12 protein-coding genes and 1 pseudogene are annotated in these 20,664 nt (G+C 38.7%); 7 read left to right on the top strand and 6 right to left on the bottom strand.

The window, feature by feature from the left end; genetic code table 11:
• Positions 1–104: 104 nt before the first annotated feature.
• Positions 105–2,981: a TonB-dependent receptor gene (locus tag HMPREF1320_RS10495; protein ID WP_009418645.1), complete on the bottom strand. Its 2,877-nt coding sequence runs from the start codon at positions 2,979–2,981 to the stop codon at positions 105–107.
• Between the two features lie 281 nt (positions 2,982–3,262).
• Here HMPREF1320_RS10495 and HMPREF1320_RS10490 point away from each other — a divergent pair, with 281 nt between their 5' ends.
• On the top strand, positions 3,263–4,582 hold the full coding sequence (locus tag HMPREF1320_RS10490; protein WP_009751631.1) for a sugar MFS transporter: 1,320 nt from the start codon (positions 3,263–3,265) through the stop codon (positions 4,580–4,582).
• Positions 4,583–4,669: 87 nt separating this feature from the next.
• Here HMPREF1320_RS10490 and lysS read toward each other — a convergent pair whose 3' ends face one another.
• From lysS to HMPREF1320_RS11730, 5 genes and pseudogenes are all read right to left on the bottom strand, one after another.
• Positions 4,670–6,358 (bottom strand): lysine--tRNA ligase, encoded by a 1,689-nt coding sequence (lysS, locus tag HMPREF1320_RS10485; RefSeq protein WP_009751629.1) that lies wholly within the window; start codon positions 6,356–6,358, stop codon positions 4,670–4,672.
• A gap of 393 nt (positions 6,359–6,751) precedes the next feature.
• Positions 6,752–8,077, bottom strand: a complete 1,326-nt coding sequence (gene nhaD, locus HMPREF1320_RS10480; RefSeq protein ID WP_009751637.1) for a sodium:proton antiporter NhaD — start codon at positions 8,075–8,077, stop codon at positions 6,752–6,754.
• Positions 8,078–8,148: 71 nt separating this feature from the next.
• The gene (locus HMPREF1320_RS10475) at positions 8,149–11,079 is read right to left on the bottom strand and encodes a glycoside hydrolase family 3 N-terminal domain-containing protein (protein WP_009751612.1); all 2,931 of its coding nucleotides are present in this window, start codon (positions 11,077–11,079) and stop codon (positions 8,149–8,151) included.
• 88 nt (positions 11,080–11,167) lie between these two features.
• Positions 11,168–12,544, bottom strand: a complete 1,377-nt coding sequence (locus HMPREF1320_RS10470) for a sigma-54-dependent transcriptional regulator (protein WP_002670899.1) — start codon at positions 12,542–12,544, stop codon at positions 11,168–11,170.
• A gap of 984 nt (positions 12,545–13,528) precedes the next feature.
• Positions 13,529–13,746, bottom strand: a pseudogene (locus HMPREF1320_RS11730) (phosphinothricin acetyltransferase).
• A 631-nt stretch (positions 13,747–14,377) separates the two neighbouring features.
• On the opposite strand from HMPREF1320_RS11730, the gene HMPREF1320_RS10460 reads away from it, so the two are divergent.
• The 6 genes from HMPREF1320_RS10460 (at position 14,378) to HMPREF1320_RS10435 (ending at position 20,635) form a co-directional block, all read left to right on the top strand.
• Positions 14,378–15,607 carry a 3-phosphoshikimate 1-carboxyvinyltransferase gene (locus tag HMPREF1320_RS10460; RefSeq protein ID WP_034554578.1) on the top strand — a complete coding sequence of 410 codons (1,230 nt, stop codon included), beginning with the start codon at positions 14,378–14,380 and terminating at the stop codon, positions 15,605–15,607.
• A 228-nt stretch (positions 15,608–15,835) separates the two neighbouring features.
• Positions 15,836–16,150, top strand: a complete 315-nt coding sequence (locus tag HMPREF1320_RS10455; protein WP_002670816.1) for an HU family DNA-binding protein — start codon at positions 15,836–15,838, stop codon at positions 16,148–16,150.
• A gap of 187 nt (positions 16,151–16,337) precedes the next feature.
• On the top strand, positions 16,338–17,882 hold the full coding sequence (locus HMPREF1320_RS10450; protein WP_002670818.1) for a ribonuclease E/G: 1,545 nt from the start codon (positions 16,338–16,340) through the stop codon (positions 17,880–17,882).
• A gap of 57 nt (positions 17,883–17,939) precedes the next feature.
• Complete coding sequence (locus HMPREF1320_RS10445; RefSeq protein ID WP_009751635.1) at positions 17,940–18,623, top strand: uroporphyrinogen-III synthase; 684 nt, start codon at positions 17,940–17,942, stop codon at positions 18,621–18,623.
• A gap of 226 nt (positions 18,624–18,849) precedes the next feature.
• Positions 18,850–20,160 (top strand): stage 0 sporulation family protein, encoded by a 1,311-nt coding sequence (locus tag HMPREF1320_RS10440; protein WP_009751614.1) that lies wholly within the window; start codon positions 18,850–18,852, stop codon positions 20,158–20,160.
• The gene (locus HMPREF1320_RS10435) at positions 20,147–20,635 is read left to right on the top strand and encodes a gliding motility lipoprotein GldH (RefSeq protein ID WP_009409915.1); all 489 of its coding nucleotides are present in this window, start codon (positions 20,147–20,149) and stop codon (positions 20,633–20,635) included. The genes HMPREF1320_RS10440 and HMPREF1320_RS10435 overlap by 14 nt, the downstream gene beginning before the upstream one ends.
• Positions 20,636–20,664 lie beyond the last annotated feature (29 nt).

The following is a 20,664-nucleotide window of genomic DNA, read 5'->3' as shown; positions in this document are numbered from 1 at the left end:
GGTGCAAAGGTACGAAAAAATTGTCAATCTGCTAATTTGTTAATTAAAAAAGGCTGCCCGAGTAGGACAGCCTTTTGAGTTCTTATCTTTTATTTTTCAACTTATTAGAAGTTGTAGCGTACTCCGAAGCTAAAGGTACGACCTTCGCCAAAGTACACTTGGTTTCTTACATCGATACCTTGGTAAGTTTTACTACTATCAGTGGTGTGAATGCTTGTATATGATTCAGCGATGTAATAAGTATCTAATAGGTTATAGGCGTGAGCTGAGAAAGTGAGACGTTGCTTATCAGTAAGTTGCCATCTATAAAAAGCAGAAAGGTCAAACAAATGATAAGCAGGTAATTTTATAGCTCCTTTTTCGGCTACTGTTTTTTCAGAAAAAGTACCAATATTCAAATTAGCATATAGGTTATCTATATAGCGCCAATCGATATCAAAATTCAAATTCTTCACGGGCAGTACAGTTAATCCTAAAGAAGCTGTTGTTTGAGCTGTTTGTCCTACCTTTGCTTTATCTAAGTATAGTTTGAGCTCTGCAGCCCTACCAACAGGCACCTCATTTCCTTGTAAGTCTATAGCATTACCATTCTCATTCAAAAGAGTCCCTGAAGCATCACCTTTGTAATACCAGTCACCAAATGAGAACATACCATTTAGTTTTAAGTAATCAGTAATAGTAGCTTTGAAATCTACTTCCACCCCATTGTGTATTTCTTGAACACCCAAAATATTTGCATAGCCTGTATTACTGCCACGTCCTCCTGAAGAACTTCCGAAAGTGTAAGTTTGACGAAGGAATCTATCTTTCCAAGTAGTGTGATAAAGGTTTAAATTACCACTGAAGAACTTAGATTTAAAACCATATCCAGCTTCTACTCCAAATATCTTTTCATTGGTAAGCGAAGGGTTTAAATAGTTTAGATTGTTAGGATATACAGCGTTGAAGAAAGGTTGCTTAGAATAATATCCTATGTTAGCATACACATTATGCTGTTCGTTGATATTATAATTCACTCCTCCTTTGATATTATAACCTATCAAGTTTTTAAAACCTGTTTTAGTATACATTACCGAATTAGGATTTGTACTTATGGCGCGTGAAACTCCATCTTTCAAAAAGTTATCAATACGTTGGTACGACTGCATAGAGGTAGAACCTTGTAAGAAAGCTGAAAAATGATCGTCGGAGTATTCTAACTGTGAAAAAAGTCCCATCCATTTCACTTCCCCTTCACTACTATAACCTATACGATTTTCAAGAGGTTCTACTTTCTGGAAAGGATTCCAAGAGGGCTTAGTAGATACCGCAGAACGAATTACGGTAGGGGTTGCCAAATTCTTGTTGTTATTTCGTGTATTATCAGTATAACTATCGTTACCCAACAAATCAGTTACTACTTGGTAGTGATATCCATAGTAATAACGACCATCAAGCCCCATATTAATAGTGAAGTGATCATTAATCTGGTGTTGCAGGTTGGTAAGGATACCATACCAGTCGTGTGAGTTTACTGAGCCATTTAAGGTAAAACCTTCACCATAACCTGTAAAAGCTCGACCTCCACCTGGATTAGCAATTGTTACGTTCTTTCCTGCTTCTCTTGGGTGTTGCATAGGGAGTAAATCATCTACTGTCTCTCCGTTGTTATAACGCACCACTTTATCGAAATCTATCTGTCCATCATCTTTACGGAAAGAATTTAAATAGTTTTTCTGAAGTGAATAAGTGGTTGTACCACTAGCAGTAGTTTTCGAAGAGATTGAATGTGCCACCCCCGATGAACTTGTTCCCATACCACGTCCTAATGATGCATATACTACAGTACTAAGGGAAGTACTTTCATTGATATTCCAATCCCAATTGAGCATTGCTACTGGTTTGTGATAAACATTTTTCTTAATGGTGTGTTCTTCACCATTTAAGTATCCCCAATCTGAATTATAGCGACGGTTGGGTTTGTCTTCTGAACCATATTTCTGATAATCAGAAATTAGCGGACTTATATTACGTTGGTTATGCCATTGTGGAGCCCCTGTGAAGGTAAATTGGAAACTATGTTTTTTAGAAGGTTCATAACCTAACGCAAAATAGTAGCTATAGCCATCAAACTGAGTACCATCTACATATTTACGTCCTGCATTTTTGCTGAATAACACAGAAGCCGACCAACCAGTAAGACTCTTTCCTGTATTGTAAGAAACCGTACCTTTATATTCTTGATTAGTACCATAGTTAAAAGATATATTCCCTCCTTCTCGCATATCGGAAGCACGCAAAATAAAGTTCATTGTACCACCTACTGATGCAATCGCCAACTTAGATGCACCGAGCCCACGTTGTACCTGCATCGCGGAAGTTACATCTGAAAGCCCAGTCCAGTTACTGAAGTATACGGTACCACCTTCCATATCGTTTACAGGCATACCATTAACCATTACAGCCACATTCCTACTGTCAAAGCCTCGAATATTGATTTTAGAATCACCAAAGCCTCCACCACCTTTGGTGGCGTAGACAGAAGGCGTTCTATTGAGTACTTCAGGAAGTTCTCGTGTACCTAATTTTTCTATAATTTCGGTAGCTTGAATAGTAGATACCGCCACAGGTGTTTTACGTTCTTGTGCAATGTCTAACAAGGTGCTTTTACCTGTTACAATTACCTCTCCTAGGGTTTGTTGGTCGCTTGTAAGGATAATTCGCACGTGCGCCTTACCATTCACAAGTTTATACGAAACTGTCTTGGTAACATATCCAAGATAAGAGAACTCTAAGGTTCCAGTAGGTGAGTCTACATTCAAGGAATACTTACCGTCCATATCAGTAGAAGCTCCTTTGGTAGTCCCTTTAACCAAAACATTTGCTCCCATTAACGGAGCGTTGTAATCACCATCAATTACTTCACCTGTAATAACTCCTTGCTGAGAGTAAAGCATTGATGTGAGAAAAAGTACGGCTACATTTAAAAACCAGCTTTTCATTATATTAGTTAAATTAGTTACGAATGGTTATGGTCAGTAGTGAGCTAAGTAGTACTATTTTATTCGGAGCAAAGTTACTAACTTTTTTGATATCCCCCAACAGATTTGCTAAAATATTTTCTAACATATTTATTAACAAGGAGTCTACCTACACATAAAGTACTAAGTACAAGTATGTTGTACGCTTTAAGTTATATATACAACAAAAATAAAGTGTTAAATTTTAACTATTTTTTAATCTTTTGTAGTAGATTTGCGCTCTAAACCGAGCTCATACAGCAATGAATAGACAAAAGAAACATACTCAAGCCTTTGTTCTGGTAGCACTTTTATTCTTACTTTTTGGAGGTTTAACAGTGCTCATACAGCTTTTATTACCTCATCTTCGTGATGTGTTTCAGTTGCATTATTCCGATGCAGCCTATATTCTTCTATCTTTCTTCTTGTCTTACTTATTTTTTTCTATCCCTGCAGGTTTTATTCTCACTAAAATAGGCTACCAGCGGGGTATTATCTTAGGTCTTTTGCTCATCTCCTTAGGTGCTTTGCTCTTCTATCCTGCTGCTGGAGAACGTTTATATTGGGTATTTTTAACTGCTATCTTCGTATTAGGCTGTGGCGTTACTTTCCTACAAGTAGCTATGAACTCTTATATAGTGATTTTAGGCGACGAAGCCACTACACCTCGCCGGCTCACTTTCTCTCAAGCTTTCAACGCCATAGGCACTACTATTGCTCCTATATTTGGAGCCACTTACTTACTGAGCAACGAAATAAAAAAAGAAGCTGAAATAGAAGCCTTAGACACTACAGATAAGCTTATTTATTTCCGTGAAGAAGCCTTTTCAATACAATTACCTTTTTTGTACATAGCCTTATGGGCACTTGCTTTAGCATTTGTTTTTGCAGTAGTTAAATTGCCTTATGCTTATAGAATAAAAGAAGAAGTAAATAAAGACAGTTATTGGAATCTTCTCAAGAAAACTCCCTTACTGTTGGGGGCTATAGGTATCTTCTTGTATGTAGGTGCTGAAGTAGTGATAGGAAGTTATGCAGTAAACTACTTCATCAATATGAACATCACTAAGGATATTTTAGAGAGCCCTTTTATGTGCTTTATTGTAGAAACGCTTGGCTCATTGGCGGGGAAACCTCATCTAACCTCAGCCGACCCCAAGGCTGTTATAGCTGTTTTTCTCACTTTCTACTGGGGAGGTGCTATGTTAGGGCGCTTTATCAGTGTTTATCTCATCAAGTGGATTGCTCCCGCCAAAGTTCTCATTGCTTTTGCTATAGTTGCCATCTCTCTTATTTTGTTTTCTATCAATACCGGTGGTTTGCTCTCAATGTGGACTTTATTAAGTATCGGCCTCTTCAACTCTATGATGTTTCCCACTATCTTTGCGCTTGCTTGTGAAGGGATAGACGAACTCAAAACTCAAGCTTCAGGTATCCTTTGTACGATGATTGTCGGTGGCGGACTCTTGCCTATTCTGTACGGTTCTCTTACTGATTATATAGGTTTTCGCTTAGCATTCCTCACCTTAGTAGTTTGCTATAGTTACATCGCTTTCTTTGGCTTTTACAAAAGCAATAAATAATTTTATTAAAGCTTAATGGGCAATAAAAAACTTTGTCAGAGTCCAAGGACTCTGACAAAGTCTATAATTTACTAATTTTCAATTTTGCTAATTTGCTAATTCCACAAACAGTTCTTCTCCTTCTTTTACTACCTTTGCTACTTTCTTACTAGTAAGACCTTTAATGGCTTTATCCCATTTCTTGTTAGAAAATGCTGTTTGTGTTTTGAGAGCATCTAAAAGCAGTCTCTCTGAGGTCTTCAAAAGCTCAAACACTACTTTCTCGTCTTCCGAAAGCTCTACTTCTTTCTTCTCAGGACGCATTTGTGGGAAAAACAATACTTCTTGTATACTCTCATTGTTGGTAAGGAACATTACGAGTCTGTCCATACCGATACCCAAACCTGAGGTAGGTGGCATACCGTATTCAAGAGCACGCAAGAAATCTTGGTCAATGAACATCGCTTCGTCGTCGCCTTTTTCTGAGAGTCGCAATTGTTCTTCAAAGCGCTCACGTTGGTCAATAGGGTCGTTCAATTCCGAATAAGCATTGGCAATCTCCTTACCGCATACCATTAACTCAAAACGTTCAGTAAGGTCGGGATTGTCGCGGTGCTCTTTGGTCAGTGGCGACATCTCTTTCGGGTAATCGGTGATGAAAGTAGGCTGAATGAAGTTACCTTCACATTTCTCACCAAATATCTCATCTATCAGTTTGCCCTTGCCCATCGCCTCGTCTACCGCAATACCGATAGACTGTGCAAAGGCTCTCAATTCGTCTTCTGTCTTCCCAGTGATGTCAAAGCCTGTGAAGTGTTTAATAGCATCAGTCATCGTAAGGCGTGGATAAGGAGCTTTGAAATCTACTGTATGTTTACCAAAGGTCGCCTTAGTAGTACCATTCACGGCTATAGCGCAATGTTCGATTAAGCGTTCAGTGAAGTCCATCATCCAGTGATAATCTTTGTAAGCCACATAAATTTCCATAGCCGTAAACTCAGGGTTGTGAGTTCTATCCATACCCTCGTTACGGAAGTTCTTAGAAAACTCATACACCCCGTCAAAACCTCCTACAATAAGACGTTTTAAGTAAAGTTCATTGGCAATACGCATATACAGCGGAATGTCCAACGCATTGTGATGGGTGATAAACGGGCGTGCACTAGCTCCCCCTGGTATAGCTTGTAGTATAGGCGTCTCTACTTCCAAATACCCTGCATCGTTAAAAAACTGACGCATAGCATTGAAGAGTTTAGTGCGCTTGATAAACACTTCTTTCACTTGTGGATTTACTACCAAATCTACATAGCGCATACGATAGCGTTGTTCAGGATCGGTGAAGGCATCGTGTACTTTACCATCAGCATCTACCTTAGGCATAGGTAGCGGACGCAATACTTTTGAAAGTATCGTAAAGTTCTTCACCAACACGGTTTTCTCACCCATTTTAGTAATGAAGAGCGTTCCTTCAGCACCTATAAAATCACCTAAATCCAATAACTTTTTGAACACCTCGTTGTAAAGCGTTTTATCATCAGTAGGGCACATCTCATCGCGGTTGAAGTACAATTGCATCGTGCCTTCACTATCCTGCAAAGTAGCAAACGAGGCTTTTCCTTGTACACGCAACGACATTAATCTACCGGCTACAACCACTTGTTTACCTTCTTCATAATGGTTGGCTACGTCCTTAGAGGTAGTATCAACCGAGTATAATGGAGCGGGATAAGGGTTTATCCCCAATTCTTTCAATTTAGAAAGTTTTTCTCTACGAATGATTTCTTGTTCTGATAACATCTTTTTTAATGATTAACGCTTAATGATAAATGGTTAGTGGCTAGTGATTAATTGGAATACTTTTAGGGTGCAAAAGTACGGCGTTTTTTTGACTTACACAATAGTATTCGCAAATAAACACGACGTTCATATTTAAAGTTTTAAGAGTCTTCTCCCTTACAATCCTATTTATTCTGTAAAACAATTCTTCATAGTGTGTTTTTGCTAGCAAAGATACTAAGTTATTTTTAAATGTGAACACTGTGCATTGAAGTACTTTTATATTCTCTATACAACATCCGTAATACACAAAGAGAGAGACTAAGAAGTAACTATGCTGACGCTCACCTATAAAAAAGGCTGCCTAAATATAATTCTTTAAGCAGCCTTTCCTATATGATGTATCGTTTTATGTTATCCAAAAAGGTGTAGAGCTTCAAAAGCTACTAAAGTAAGATAGCCTAACACAAAACCTAAAAGGGCTATCCATAAGATGTTTTTCACATACCAAAAGAAATTAATCTTCTCCATACCCATAGCTACTACTCCGGCAGCCGACCCGATGATAAGCAAACTACCTCCTGTACCAGCCGCATAGGCAATGTAGTGCCAAATACCACTATCCATAGGTTCTTGGAACATACCCATACTGGCAGCTACTAATGGTACGTTGTCTATTATAGCAGAGGCGAAACCTAAGAGCAAAATCACTATGTTTGTACTTGGGATAGTCTCATTCAATGTTTGTGCAAAGTTGAAAAGCGTACCGATAGTTTGCAATGAAGCCACCGCCAAGAGGATTCCTAAAAAGAATAGTATGCTCGAAAACTCGATACGGCTCATCGCACGGTGAATACTGAATTTATCCTTATCAGTTGATGAAAGTTCTCTAATAGGTTTTAATTTTTCAGAAATAAACCACATAGTAGCCAATGAAAAAAGCATCCCTATATAAGGAGGTAAGTGTGTAATCGATTTAAAAATAGGCACAAAGATAATAGAGATAAAGCCTATTACCAACACAGGCATACTGCTCTTGTAAGTAATACTCTCTTCGCTGTTTGAAGTGTCTATCTTTCCTTTGAATACAGGTAAAAATGAAGCAACTAACAAAGGTACTATCAAGCATACAGTAGCAGGAATAAATACGTATTCTACTAATTTAGCGGCAGTTACTTTGCCTTTCACCCAAAGCATAGTAGTAGTTACGTCGCCTATAGGTGACCAAGCACCTCCTGCATTAGCCGCAATTACAATGAGAGAAGCGTACCATATACGTTCTTTTTGTTCTGGAATAATCTTGCGCAGAATGGTGATAAGGATAATAGTTGTAGTAAGGTTATCGATAATTGCAGATAGGAAGAAACCAATAACACCTATAATCCAAAGGAGTTTTACTTTACTTTTGGTACGAATCAATCGCTTGATGATTTCAAACCCACGGTGCATATCAATGATTTCTACTATGGTCATTGCACCGATTAAGAAGAAGAGTATTTCGGAAGTTTCAGCTAAGTGATGTTGTAAAGCTTTGTCGATAGCAGTAGCATTATCGGCAGGGTTAGCCGGTACTAATACACCGTTCATAACTTCCATTACATCGATGTTAGAAACTTTTAAGAGTGTCCAACAGATGACAGCCATAGCTAAGGCTGAAATGGTTTTGTCTACCTTTATTTGGTGTTCGGTAGTAATACAAAGATAGCCAATGAAAAAAATGGCAATAATCCACGCTTCCATATAATAAATTTTATTTTAAAAATTAACGTGGCGCAAATGTACTAAAACTTCTCGTTATATACCAAATCTTTTTAAAAGTTTTTATTCGTAGATAGAGCTTGGTACACCACTCCTTGTATCTTTTGGCGCACCAATCGGTTTACTAAAAGTTTATTGTCAGAAGAGGGATAAGTGCGGTTCGAGAGGATAACTACTACTATTTCATTAGTAGGGTCAGCCCACGCAAAAGTGCCCGTAAAACCGGTATGTCCAAAGCTATTCATTGGCACACAACCGCAGGTAGGACCTGATTTGCCTAACTGTGGCTTATCGAATCCTAAACCTCGACGGTTGCCTTCTGGACAGTAATTACAAGTGTTGAATATTTTTATAGCCTGAGGTTGCAAGAACCACGTACCACCGTAATACCCTTGTTGGAGGTACATTTGCATCACTTTGGCTACATCGTCGGCAGTTCCAAAAAGTCCTGCGTGCCCACCAACCCCTCCTAAAAGGGCTGCTCCTTGATCGTGTACGTACCCACGAAGCTCCTGAGAACGAAAAGTCTTTTCATCTTCGGCAGGTGCAATATTTACAGGAGAGAAGCGTTGCAAAGGAAGAAAAGTAAGCTGGTAGGCTCCTAAACCTCTATAAAAATGCTTCTGAACGATTTCTTGTAGGGGCTTCTTGTTTTTTTTTTCTATGTACTTCTTAAAATAATAATAAGGGAGGTCGCTATATAAGTACTTTTTATCTTTGATAAGTTCACTCTCGTCAATTGTTTTATAAATACTGTCAGCATACCCTTCTCTAAGATATAAGTCTTTGGCTACCTCAGTAGGGAAAGAATCACTTTTGGTAGTGCTGTAATACTCAGGCGAGGGTTTCCTATCAAGATCTAAGGTTTTTCGGTAAAAAGGAATCCACGACTGGAACTGAGCATAGTGCGAGAGTACATCTTTCATTACCAAATCTCCCTTGTTTGTATGTTTGAGTTTTGGTAGCAAATCCTCAAAAGTATCTACGGGTTTGAAATCTCCACGCACATAAAGGCGCATCAGTTCCGGGAGAGTAGCCAATATCTTAGTAAGCGAAGCGAGGTCGTAAATAGTATTGTCAGTCACTTTATTGGCTGGATTGTAATCTAAAGTACCAAAATTCTTGCGGTAAACTACTTTTCCTCTTTTGGCAACCAATACTTGCATACCGGGTGTCATCTTTTGTGCTACAGCATCAAGAGCAATGCTGTCTATCTCTTTTAGTTTAAGAGAATTGAGTCCCACGCTTTCAGGTAAGCCGTAAGCTAAGCGTCCTATTCTGGGAGTAGCAATCGAAGTGCCTACGGGTAAGTTAGGGTGTGCTGTTACAGGCAAAACTCCTTTGCCCTCAATAGCACCAAAAATGAGCTGAGCGGCTTTCTCTTGGGCTACTTTGTTATTTTGGTAAGCAAATACAATAGCTTTAATAGGAGCTATATTTTTCACGTCAAGCATCGCATAGGGGCGAGTAAACACTGCGAGGATTACCTTTTTTTTCTTAGCAATATGGTCTAACCATTTCAGTTCGTTCTCTGTAAACTTGTATGCGTCCCAAGGGGTCTTATCTGGTTTGTGCAACCCGATGATAATCGTGTCAAAAGGTTCAACTGCTTCATATAGCTGTGCCTCATTCTTAGGCTCAATAAGCACAGTCTCTGCGTATTTGCGTAAGGTGGAATAAAACGCCCAACCACTATCGTTACCAAACTTCACATAGGCTATTTTTCGCTTGTCCAAGTCTTTTATAGGCAGTATATTTTCCTTGTTTTGCCCTACCGTAATCGCATTTTCAAACAGTTCCTCAGTGAGCAAATCATCTTCTACCGTGTGCAAAGTCGAGGTTACAGTGCTTTCGTCTAACTGTTTAAAAGATGTGAGCCCCACTTTGTATTTAGCCATTAGTATTTTCTTTACTGAATGTGCCAAGCGTTCCTCACTGATGCGTTTGTTCTGGTACGCTTTCTTCATTGCCTCAAAACCCTTAGCTACATTAGCTGGCATCAGCAAAATATCGTTACCCGCCAAGAAGGCTTCTACTTCCACTTCGCCTACGGGCAAGTATTCCGATACCCCTTTCATACCAAGTGCATCGGTAAAGATAAGCCCTTGATAACCTAATCTCTTTTTGAGTAAATCGGTGATAATAGCACTTGATAACGAAGAAGGTAGCCCTGTTTTAGGTTCTAAGGAAGGAATATTAAGGTGCCCTACCATTATGCTGGCTACTCCTTCTCTAATGAGGGCCTTAAAAGGATAAAGTTCTACCTCGTCAATACGGTTAGCCGGGAAAGATATAAGCGGTAAAGTTTTATGAGAATCTTTAGAAGTATCGCCGTGACCAGGAAAGTGTTTAGCACTGCCCAACACCCCTACTGATTGCATTCCGCGAGTAAAAGCAAGCCCTTTTTGGGTTACATTCTCCTTATCTTCGCCAAACGAACGATTTCCTATAATAGGGTTATTCGGATTTGTATTAATATCAATATCAGGAGCAAAGTTAAACTGCATACCCAATTGTTTGCAGTGCAACCCTATGCGTCTACCGGTACGTTCTACAAGGTAGTTATCTTTGATAGCCCCAAGGGTCATATTCCACGGGTAAGCATAAGTAGAGTCTAGGCGCATCGCCAATCCCCACTCGGCATCCATTGCCATAAAAAGCGGAATTTTAGAGAGTGCTTGGTATTCATTGGTGAGCTTTGCCTGACGCTTCGGTCCTCCTTTGGAGAAGATAATTCCTCCAATGTAGTATTTCTTTATGAAGTCTTTTACCTCATCGGCTTTTTTTGTGCCTATATGGCTTGAAAACACCGATACCATAAACAGTTGCCCAATCTTTTCATCAAGGGTCATTTTGTTATAGGTGTCGTTCACCCACTGCTGTTGTGCTTGGGTATCGGTAGTTGTTAAAGGAGATTTATTTTGGGCAAGTGTAGTAAATAGTGATAAGTAAAAAAAAGTAATTAGTAAATAAGTCTTTCTCATTTTTTAAGATAAAAAGTAAAAGGTAAGAAATAACAGATAAGAGGCGTTTTACTTGCCTTTTACCTTGTTACCTCTTACCCTTTACCTATTAAAATTCGTCTATATTATAGGCTTTAAGTTTGTTGTAAAGTGTTTTACGTGTAAAGCCTAACAGCTTAGCTGCTTCTGTTTTATTATTATGGGTCTCGTGTAGCGCACTAATAATGAGTTCACGCTCGTTTTCTTTGGTTGAAAAAGAAAAACGCTCTGTAGGGAAATGGCGTGTTTCAGTAATTACAGGCTCTGGCAACTCATTTTCGGTAATATAATCACCTTGTGTGAGTAGGGCAGCGCGTTTCACCGTGTTCGATAGTTCGCGCAAATTACCTCCCCAAGTGTATAAAAGCATCTTTTGTACCGCCTTTTCAGTAAACCCTTGTACGTTCTTATGTAGCTTTTCATTTGCTTTTTCCAAGAAGTATGAAGCAAATATCATCAAGTCGTCCTTGCGCTCACTTAGCGAAGGTACTTTTATCGAAAACTCGTTCAATCGGTGATAAAGGTCTTCGCGAAACTCTCCTTTTCCTACTGCTGCCAATAAATCTTCGTTGGTAGCTGCCAATACACGAATATCAACTTCTATTTCCTTAGAACTACCAATAGGTTTAATACGGCGCTCTTGTAGGGCACGTAGCAACTGTATTTGGTTGTCATAGCTTAGGTTTCCTACCTCATCAAGGAAAATAGTACCACCATTTGCCTCTTCAAAGTGTCCTTTTTTATCGGTAATTGCTCCCGTAAACGAACCCTTTACGTGACCGAAGAACTCACTCGATGCAATTTCTTTAGGAATGGCACCGCAGTCCACCGCAATAAAAGGCTTGTTACGACGCTCACTTTTCAAGTGAATAGATTTGGCTATCACTTCCTTACCCGTACCACTTTCACCAGTAATGAGTACCGACATATCCGTAGGGGCTACCAAACTGATAAACTTATTCAGCTTTTTAGAAGCGGCACTTACACCTTCTATATATGAATTTTCGTTCGTAACAACAGGCTGAGCAGCTTTGCCAGGGCTGTTGTCCGCCTTCACATTTTCCTTCTTAGGTAACGAAGCCGTACGCGTACTGCTTTGCGCATTCTTAATAACATTCAGTACGTCCTCTTGTTGGAACGGTTTCGATATATAATCAAAAGCACCCAATTTCATTGCCTCTACCGCAGTCGATACTTCCGCATAGCTGGTCATTACCACTACAGGCAAATCTGGATATACTTCTTTCACCTTTTTCAAGAAATTGATACCGTCACCATCGGGCAAACGTAAATCAGTGAATACTAAACTTAGCGATGCATTTAGGCTTTTCTCCGCTTCTTCTAAATTATAACATCTTACTACTTCATATCCATTGCGCTCCAAAAATTTACCTAACATTTTGGAAAAAACTACATCATCTTCTACTAAAAGAATTGGATTCTTCATACTTTATATATGTCTTTTTAAATTAAAAAATATACTGTTTTTAGCCGTTACCTCACTTATCATCATATGATAAAAATATGAACATCAGCTTTGTGCGTTAAAAAAACGCTCTTTAAAACAGGACAAAAATTTTGCAAATATACAAAACTTTTCTAATAAACATACTATATTAATAAAAAAAGACTTTCTTTTTTCAAGAAAGTCTTTCTTCAATGCATATAATATAAATACTACTACTAACTCCCAATATTTGTTAGTACTTTAAGCTAGCTTGGCTAAACTTAAAGGAATGTCTTAAAATAGTTTAATAAATGATTGTGTTTAAACAATTAAAATTTTAGCAATGTTCTTAATATAAAAGTTGTTTCCCAACAACACAATGAAATGAAATTTAATTTTTAACAACAGTTTTGTTTAATGATTCTTATCTAACAATGTTTCTTTTAGCAATTTTTTCAGTAATTTAATTTTTAACCATTTTCTGTTTGTGACAAATCATTTATTTTATTACTATGCACAATAAGTTTTATCAACTTACGCCTACTATATAGAAAATTCCGTGCCAAAATACCGAAAATCTGTTCATAACTACATTAAAACACTTATTATCAATATAATAAGTTATTAACAACCTGTTAATAACTTGTTAGTATCCCGTGCGTAACCTGTGTACAAAGTGTGTAGTTATACACAAAATGTGTAAATATGTAACCTTTTACACACTATCGTTCCTCAGTCCAACCCCTCCTATACAATACCATCTCCTCCCCTTCTCTTCATCTTATTTTCATCTTAACCTCAATTCAACCATCAAATTCATCTCACAAGTGCTACTTACCCGACAAATCTGAGTATACAAAAGAACTATTTTCTCCACTACCCTTCTATCAATTCACTACTAACTGCCCGTGCAGCTCGTCTCTACCCGTCGTACTACACCCTCACATTACCTCCACCATTCGTCCCTCGCTATTCGTCTTTTCTTCACTTTCCTGTCGCTACCTTCCCCCTTTGGAGGGGGCTAGGGGGAGGTTTCTTTCGCTTTCCCGTCACCACATTTCCCCTTTTGAAGATAGCCAGCAATAGCTGGGTATATGCCCCGCGAAAGCTGGGTATGTGTAAAGGGGGGAGGTTTATCTCCTTTTCCAGCTTGTCCCCCTTCGGGGGTTCGGGGGGCTTACCAAATAAATAACTCGCCACATTCCCCCCTTTCAAGATAGCCAGCAATAGCTGGATATGTGAGAAGGGAGATATTTTCACCACATTACCTTCGTCATTCGTCATTCGTCCCTCGTCATTAATTTCTCTTTCTTTCGCCTCGAAACCCTCTTTTTACCGTTTTTTGCATTGTTGTATGATATTATGAATCAACTATTTATATACCCTTTCTATACCAATCGTCCAAGATTCGTATAAGCTTCCTATAAGCTCTCTATAAGCTAATCCCACCCTCCTTTCACCCTTTTTTCACCAAAATCTCTCTTAACCCTCTTTTGAACCTTTCCGTTTCCTTCCGAATTCCCCTAACAGCCCTAACACATCGCTTTTTCATCTCAAACTTTGGCAAAGTTAATAGCCCGTCGTGCTACGACTGCCTGTGCGGCTCGCACCTTTGTCAAAGTTAATTATCAGTATTATTGGCATTATCAGTATTTTTGGCATTTTTGGTTTTATCAGCATTATTCCCTACCTTTGCACCCTATTAAACACCTATCACCCATTAACCTTTTACCTTTTACCATTCACCTTTTACCATTCACCTTTTACCATTCACCTTTTACCATTCACCTTTTACCATTCACCTTTTACCATTCACCTTTTACCTTTTACCTTATGAACATACAATTACCTCATTCCACATTACAGTCAGGAAAACATTTGTTGCTCTCAGGCTCCAAGTCCGAAAGCAACAGAGCGCTTATATTACAAGCGCTCTTTCCTGAACTCACTGTGCAAAACCTCTCCACTGCCGATGATACCCTACTGCTACAACAAGCTCTTACCTCTCATACAGAAGTTGTAGACATTCATCACTCAGGTACTGCAATGCGCTTTCTCACCGCTTATTTCGCAATACAACAGGGCAAAGAAGTGCTCCTCACAGGTTCTCCCCGAATGAAAGAAAGACCCATAAACCTATTAGTAAATGCATTACAACAGTTAGGTGCCGATATTACATATACTGAAAAAGAAGGATTTCCACCTATATATATAAGAGGCAAAAAGCTTACTAACAACGAAGTACATATCCAAGGCAACGTCAGCAGTCAGTACAGTTCAGCTTTATTGCTTATTGCTCCTGCTTTGCCTAATGGACTCACCTTGCATTTGGAAGGCGAAGTTACCTCTCTGCCTTATTTAAAAATGACTACCAATCTCTTAGCTCATTGCATAGGACAAGAGCAAGTGTTGTTCAAAGCCAATACTATAAAGGTAAACACAATGAAAGGAAAAAACTTACTACATAACAGTTGGGAAGTAGAATCCGATTGGTCTTCCGCCTCCTATTGGTATGCTTTTGTCGCCTTATCGCCCATAGGCACCACCCTTTCATTGTCCTATTTTAAGCCTCATAGCCTGCAAGGTGATAGTGCCTTGAAAACTATTTATGAGTTTTTTGGAGTGCACTCCTCATTCAAAGGTAATGAATTAACCATTGAAAAAGTAGCTGAACCTCAGCAAAAGCGTTTCGAGTATAACCTAAATGCCACCCCCGATATAGCACAAACCATTGCCGTTACTTGTGTAGCAATGGGCTTAGAGTGCCATTTAACAGGCTTACACACTCTTAAAATCAAAGAAACCGACCGCCTTCAAGCGCTACAAACCGAACTGAGAAAGTTAGGAGCCGATGTAAGTATTACTCACGACAGCTTGCATTTAGCACCTTGCCCACACTTGCGCTCTGGTATTAGCATTGCTACCTATAACGACCATCGAATGGCAATGGCTTTCACACCTTTGATGCTAAAAACTAACCTCGAAATAGCTGATAAAGAAGTCGTAAGCAAATCCTATCCTTCTTTTTGGCACGACGTAGCCCAGCTTACAGTTAAAAGATAATCATTAAAACTTATTTTCAATCAGTAACATAAAAATCTACCACAATATGACAAAAGTATATTTTAATCGTAAAATATTAGAAAACAGTGTTTTAAACAGCTAATTATCAGATATTAAAAAATAAAAAATAAAAAAAGTTGTTCTAACATAGTGTTTATTAAATAATTAATTTGTACCTTTGCACGCTGAAAGGATTTAGAGAATATTATTAATAAAAACAATATAAAGATGACAAAAGCAGAAATTGTATCAAAGATTTCCGACAAGTTGGGTCTTGATAAAAACGACGTTCAACTAACGGTTGAAAACTTTATGAACGAAGTAATCAACACATTAGAAAGTGGTCAAAACGTATATCTTAGAGGCTTCGGTAGCTTTATTATCAAAACTAGAGCTGAAAAAACTGGACGTAACATCTCTAAGAATACCACTTTGAAAATTCCCGCTCATAACATTCCTGCCTTTAAACCTGCAAAAGTATTCGTTGAAGGAGTTAAAGCTAAGGTAAAAGTAGCTAAAACTGATAAAAAAGCGAAAAAATAACATTGTATTAATAAATCACAATATATTAAATAATTAAGTTATGCCAAGCGGAAAAAAAAGAAAAAGACATAAAGTGGCTAACCACAAACGCAAAAAAAGAGCGAGAGCTAATCGCCACAAAAAGAAAAAGTAGTTTTTAACTACTTTTTCTCTTTAAAGTAGTATTGTTTAACTAAAATCCAACAAAGTGGACAAAGAATTAATCATTCGTTCTGGTTCCTCTTACGTAGATTTTGCTTTGCTCAGAGACGGTAGGCTCATCGAACTTCATAAAGAAGAAGATACTAACGGCTTAGGAGTAGGAGATATAATGCTCGCTAAGGTGCGCAAACCTATACAAGGGCTCAATGCAGCTTTTGTAAACGTAGGTCACGAAAAAGACGCCTTCTTGCATTATCACGACTTAGGCCCCCAATTAGCTTCTCTACTGAAGTTCCTTAAATGGGTAATCTCTGGAAAACTAAAAGACTTTTCTCTTAAAGATTTTCCCTTAGAACCCGATATCGATAAAAATGGTTCTGTAGCCGAAACACTTAAACCTAATCAACCTATACTGGTACAGATAGTAAAAGAACCTATCTCCACCAAAGGTCCTCGTATCAGCTCTGAACTCTCTATCGCAGGTCGTTACCTCGTGCTGGTTCCCTTTTCTGACCGCATTTCTATCTCTCAGAAAATAGAAGGTAAAGCCGAGAAAGAACGCTTGCGTAAACTCTTGCAAGGCATTAAACCCAAAGGTTTTGGTGTGATTGTACGCACCGTAGCCGAAGGTAAAAAAGTAGCGGAACTCGACAAGGATTTGCAAAGTCTCTTCAATCGTTGGGTTTTGATGTGCCGAAAAATTCAAAAAGCGGTTTTTCCCTCTAAGGTAATGAGTGAAGTGAACAAAACGGGGGCTATCCTCCGCGATATGTTCAACGATTCCTTTACAGGTATTCACGTAGATAATGAGCAACTCTATGAACAGATAAAAAAATACGTACAAGAAATTGCTCCTGAGAAAGAGAATATCGTAAAACTCTATCACTCATCAGTGCCTATATTCGAAAAGTTCCATATCGAACGACAAATCAAAACGGCTTTCGGTCGCACCGTATCGATGCCAAAAGGAGCTTACCTCGTAATAGAACACACCGAAGCCTTACACGTGATAGACGTAAACAGTGGCAACCATTCCAATAAAAATAACGACCAAGAAACCACCGCTCTATCCGTAAACCTCATCGCTGCTACTGAAATCGCACGACAACTCCGATTGCGCGATATGGGTGGTATCATCGTCGTCGATTTTATCGATATGGGCAATAGCGAAAACCGCCGTGTATTATTCGATCACTTGCGCAATGAAATGGCCGAAGACCGTGCTAAACACAAAATCTTGCCTCCTAGCAAGTTCGGTCTGATACAAATCACACGCCAGCGAGTGCGCCAAGAACTAAACATCAAAACAAAAGAAGAGAATCCAAGCAAAGAAGGCGAAATCGAAGCGCCTATCGTTCTAATTGATAAAATCAATATAGAACTTGAAAGCATTATTAAGGAGGAAGCCTATAAAGGACGCATCGTGCTAAATGCACACCCTTTCATAGCTGCTTATTTAACCAAAGGGCTATTTAGCTCTATCCGTTTCAAGTGGTTCTTGAAATACAAGCGATGGATAAAAATCCTACCGCGCGATGCCTATACTTATTTAGAGTATCGCTTCAAAACCAACGAAGGAACCCCTCTTTAACTTTACCAAACTCGGTGCGTAGCAATACTCACCGAGTTTTTTTATTAAATAACAAATATGAAAACCATCGTCTCTACAAAAGTCTTATCCCAAGAACAGAAAGCAATCCTTTCAGTTCTTCCTATACACCTCATCGAACACAACTTTATCACCGTAAGTCCTATAACAATGAGCCTCACACCGCCCTACGACTTGCTCATTGTTACCAGTCAAAATGCAGTGAAGAGCCTATCACAACACCCTTTGGTAACTATCTTAAAAGAGACTCCAGTTCTTTGTGTAGGTGAGCAAACTCAACAACTACTCACTCAAAACGGTTTTAATGTATTGCATTTTGCCCACTATGCCTCTGATTTGGTTCAATATTTACAGCAAAACTTAACTTCCTTAAAAAAACTTACCTCTATCGCATTCTTTACAGGTACTCAACGCCTTAATACTCTCCCCAACTTCTTTGTTGAAAACAATTTAAAAGTAAAAGAAATCACCGCTTATAAAACTGAATATACTCCTATTGAGATAAAAGAGAACGCAAGTGCTATTCTCTTTTACAGTCCGTCGGGAGTAGAAAGCTACTGCTCGCGCAATACCCTTACCGCTGAACAACAGATATTTTGTATAGGTAAAACTACCGCCGAAGCCGTAAAAAACAGATTAAAAAACCAAACTGAAAATATAATCCTCCCTCCGATTCCTACTGTAAAATCTCTTTTAGAAATACTGTCTATAAACCTAAAATAACAGACTATATTAAGGTAATAATCCTAAAAATAAAGAAAATAATCACTAAACATTGTTGCTCTAATTATATTTTTTTGTATTTTTGCCGATTGAGGTAGTATGTTACCTAAACACTATTAACATAATAAACAGGAAAATGAGTTGCAATAGTTGCACAATCAATCATACAAAAAAAGGGTGTATATCCAACTGTCGAGCCAGTAGCTTTGGGAGTGTAAAGCTCTCGGTGTTCGATTGGCTTGCTAATACTCAATTAGCTGGTGGACAAGAGTTTTTCGACTGCGTGGAAGTACGTTTTAAAAACAGTCGGAAGGAATACTTCCGCAATGTCGACAAGCTTCCTCTGCAAATGGGAGATGTCGTGGCTACCGAAGCTCCCTCAGGTCACGATGTAGGGGTAGTAACGCTCACAGGTGAGTTGGTGCGTTCGCAAATGAAGAAGCGAAAAATAGATTGGGAAGGCGACTTGCCCCGCGTATACCGCAAAGCCAATCAGCACGATATAGATGTGTGGCAACAGTCACGTGCCAAAGAGATTGAAGTACAAAAACAATCACGCGAGCTGGCTATTGCCTTAGGGCTCGAAATGAAAATCTCAGATGTCGAATTTCAAGGTGATGGCTCTAAGGCTACTTTCTATTATACAGCTGAAGGACGCGTAGATTTCCGCCAACTCATTAAGGATATGGCAAAAGCCTTTTCAGTGCGTATAGAAATGCGCCAGATAGGTTTCCGTCAAGAGGCAGCTCGTTTGGGCGGTATAGGCTCTTGTGGGCGCGAATTGTGTTGCTCTACTTGGCTTACCGATTTTAGAAGTGTTTCTACTTCGGCTGCCCGCTATCAGCAACTCTCTTTAAATCCACAGAAATTAGCAGGGCAATGTGGCAAGCTAAAATGTTGCTTGAACTTTGAGCTCGATACTTATTTAGATGCTCTGCAAGACTTCCCAAGAACCGATACAAAACTCCATACACAACGCGGTATGGCTACTTGTCAAAAAATAGATATCTTTAAGCGATTAATGTGGTTCACTTATGATGAAAACCCTATTACTTGGCACAAACTATCTGTAGACAGTGTAAAAGAAATCTTAGAAATCAATAAAAACGGCGAACCTATCGAGGAACTCGAAGAATATGCCATTGTAACCGATTTGTCTTCTCGTAAGAGTACCTCAGTATATGAGGGCATTGAACTCGCTCCGGTAGAAGAAGATAGCATCACCCGTTTCGATACTCCTAAGCGCAAAAAGAACAAACGCAACAATAAAAAGGACAATAAAGGAGGTCAAAAGAATGCTAAATCTGCTCAAAGTAACAATAATAACTCCTCTAAACAACTGAAATCACAGTCCAATCAAGGAGCTAAGAAAGACAATAACAATGCAGAAGTAGCAAACGAAAAACAAGCTCAAAAGCCACAAGCGAAACCTAAAAATACTCATTATACCAATGGGAATAACAAAAAGAACCCTAATTATAAAAACAAACAAAAAGTTAATAATAACGACAATACACCAAAAGATGAGAATTCTTAGCCTGCTAACCTTCTTTACCTTGCTTATTTCTTGCCATAGTGGGGTGGAATATAGTCAATACGTTTCCCTACCCAATGGTTGGGAACAGCATAAACCTATGTTTTTTGAATTAGAAGAAAACGACACAGTAGCAAAGAAAAACCTTTTTATAATGCTCCGAAATGACGAACATTATGAGTTCAGCAATCTGTTTCTCATTACTAAAATGGAATTGCCTAACAGCAATAAAGTAATTGTAGACACTTTGGAGTACGAAATGGCTACCCCCGAAGGTAAGTGGTTAGGCTATGGCTATTCAGCCGTAAAAGAGAGTAAATTGTGGTATAAAGAAAATTTCACATTCCCTACTAAAGGTAAATATCTCATAAAAATAGAACAAGCAATGCGAAAAATAGGCGATAACAACGGCGTGCCTGTGCTCAAAGGAATTACTGAAGTAGGATTAAGAGTTGAGGAAGTAAAAAACAGAAAGTAAACTTTCATTGATAAACTGATAAATAAGAT

Source organism: Capnocytophaga sp. oral taxon 335 str. F0486, assembly GCF_000277665.1.
Taxonomy (GTDB): Bacteria; Bacteroidota; Bacteroidia; order Flavobacteriales; family Flavobacteriaceae; genus Capnocytophaga; species Capnocytophaga ochracea.
This window is presented reverse-complemented; position numbering and strand designations above follow the sequence as displayed.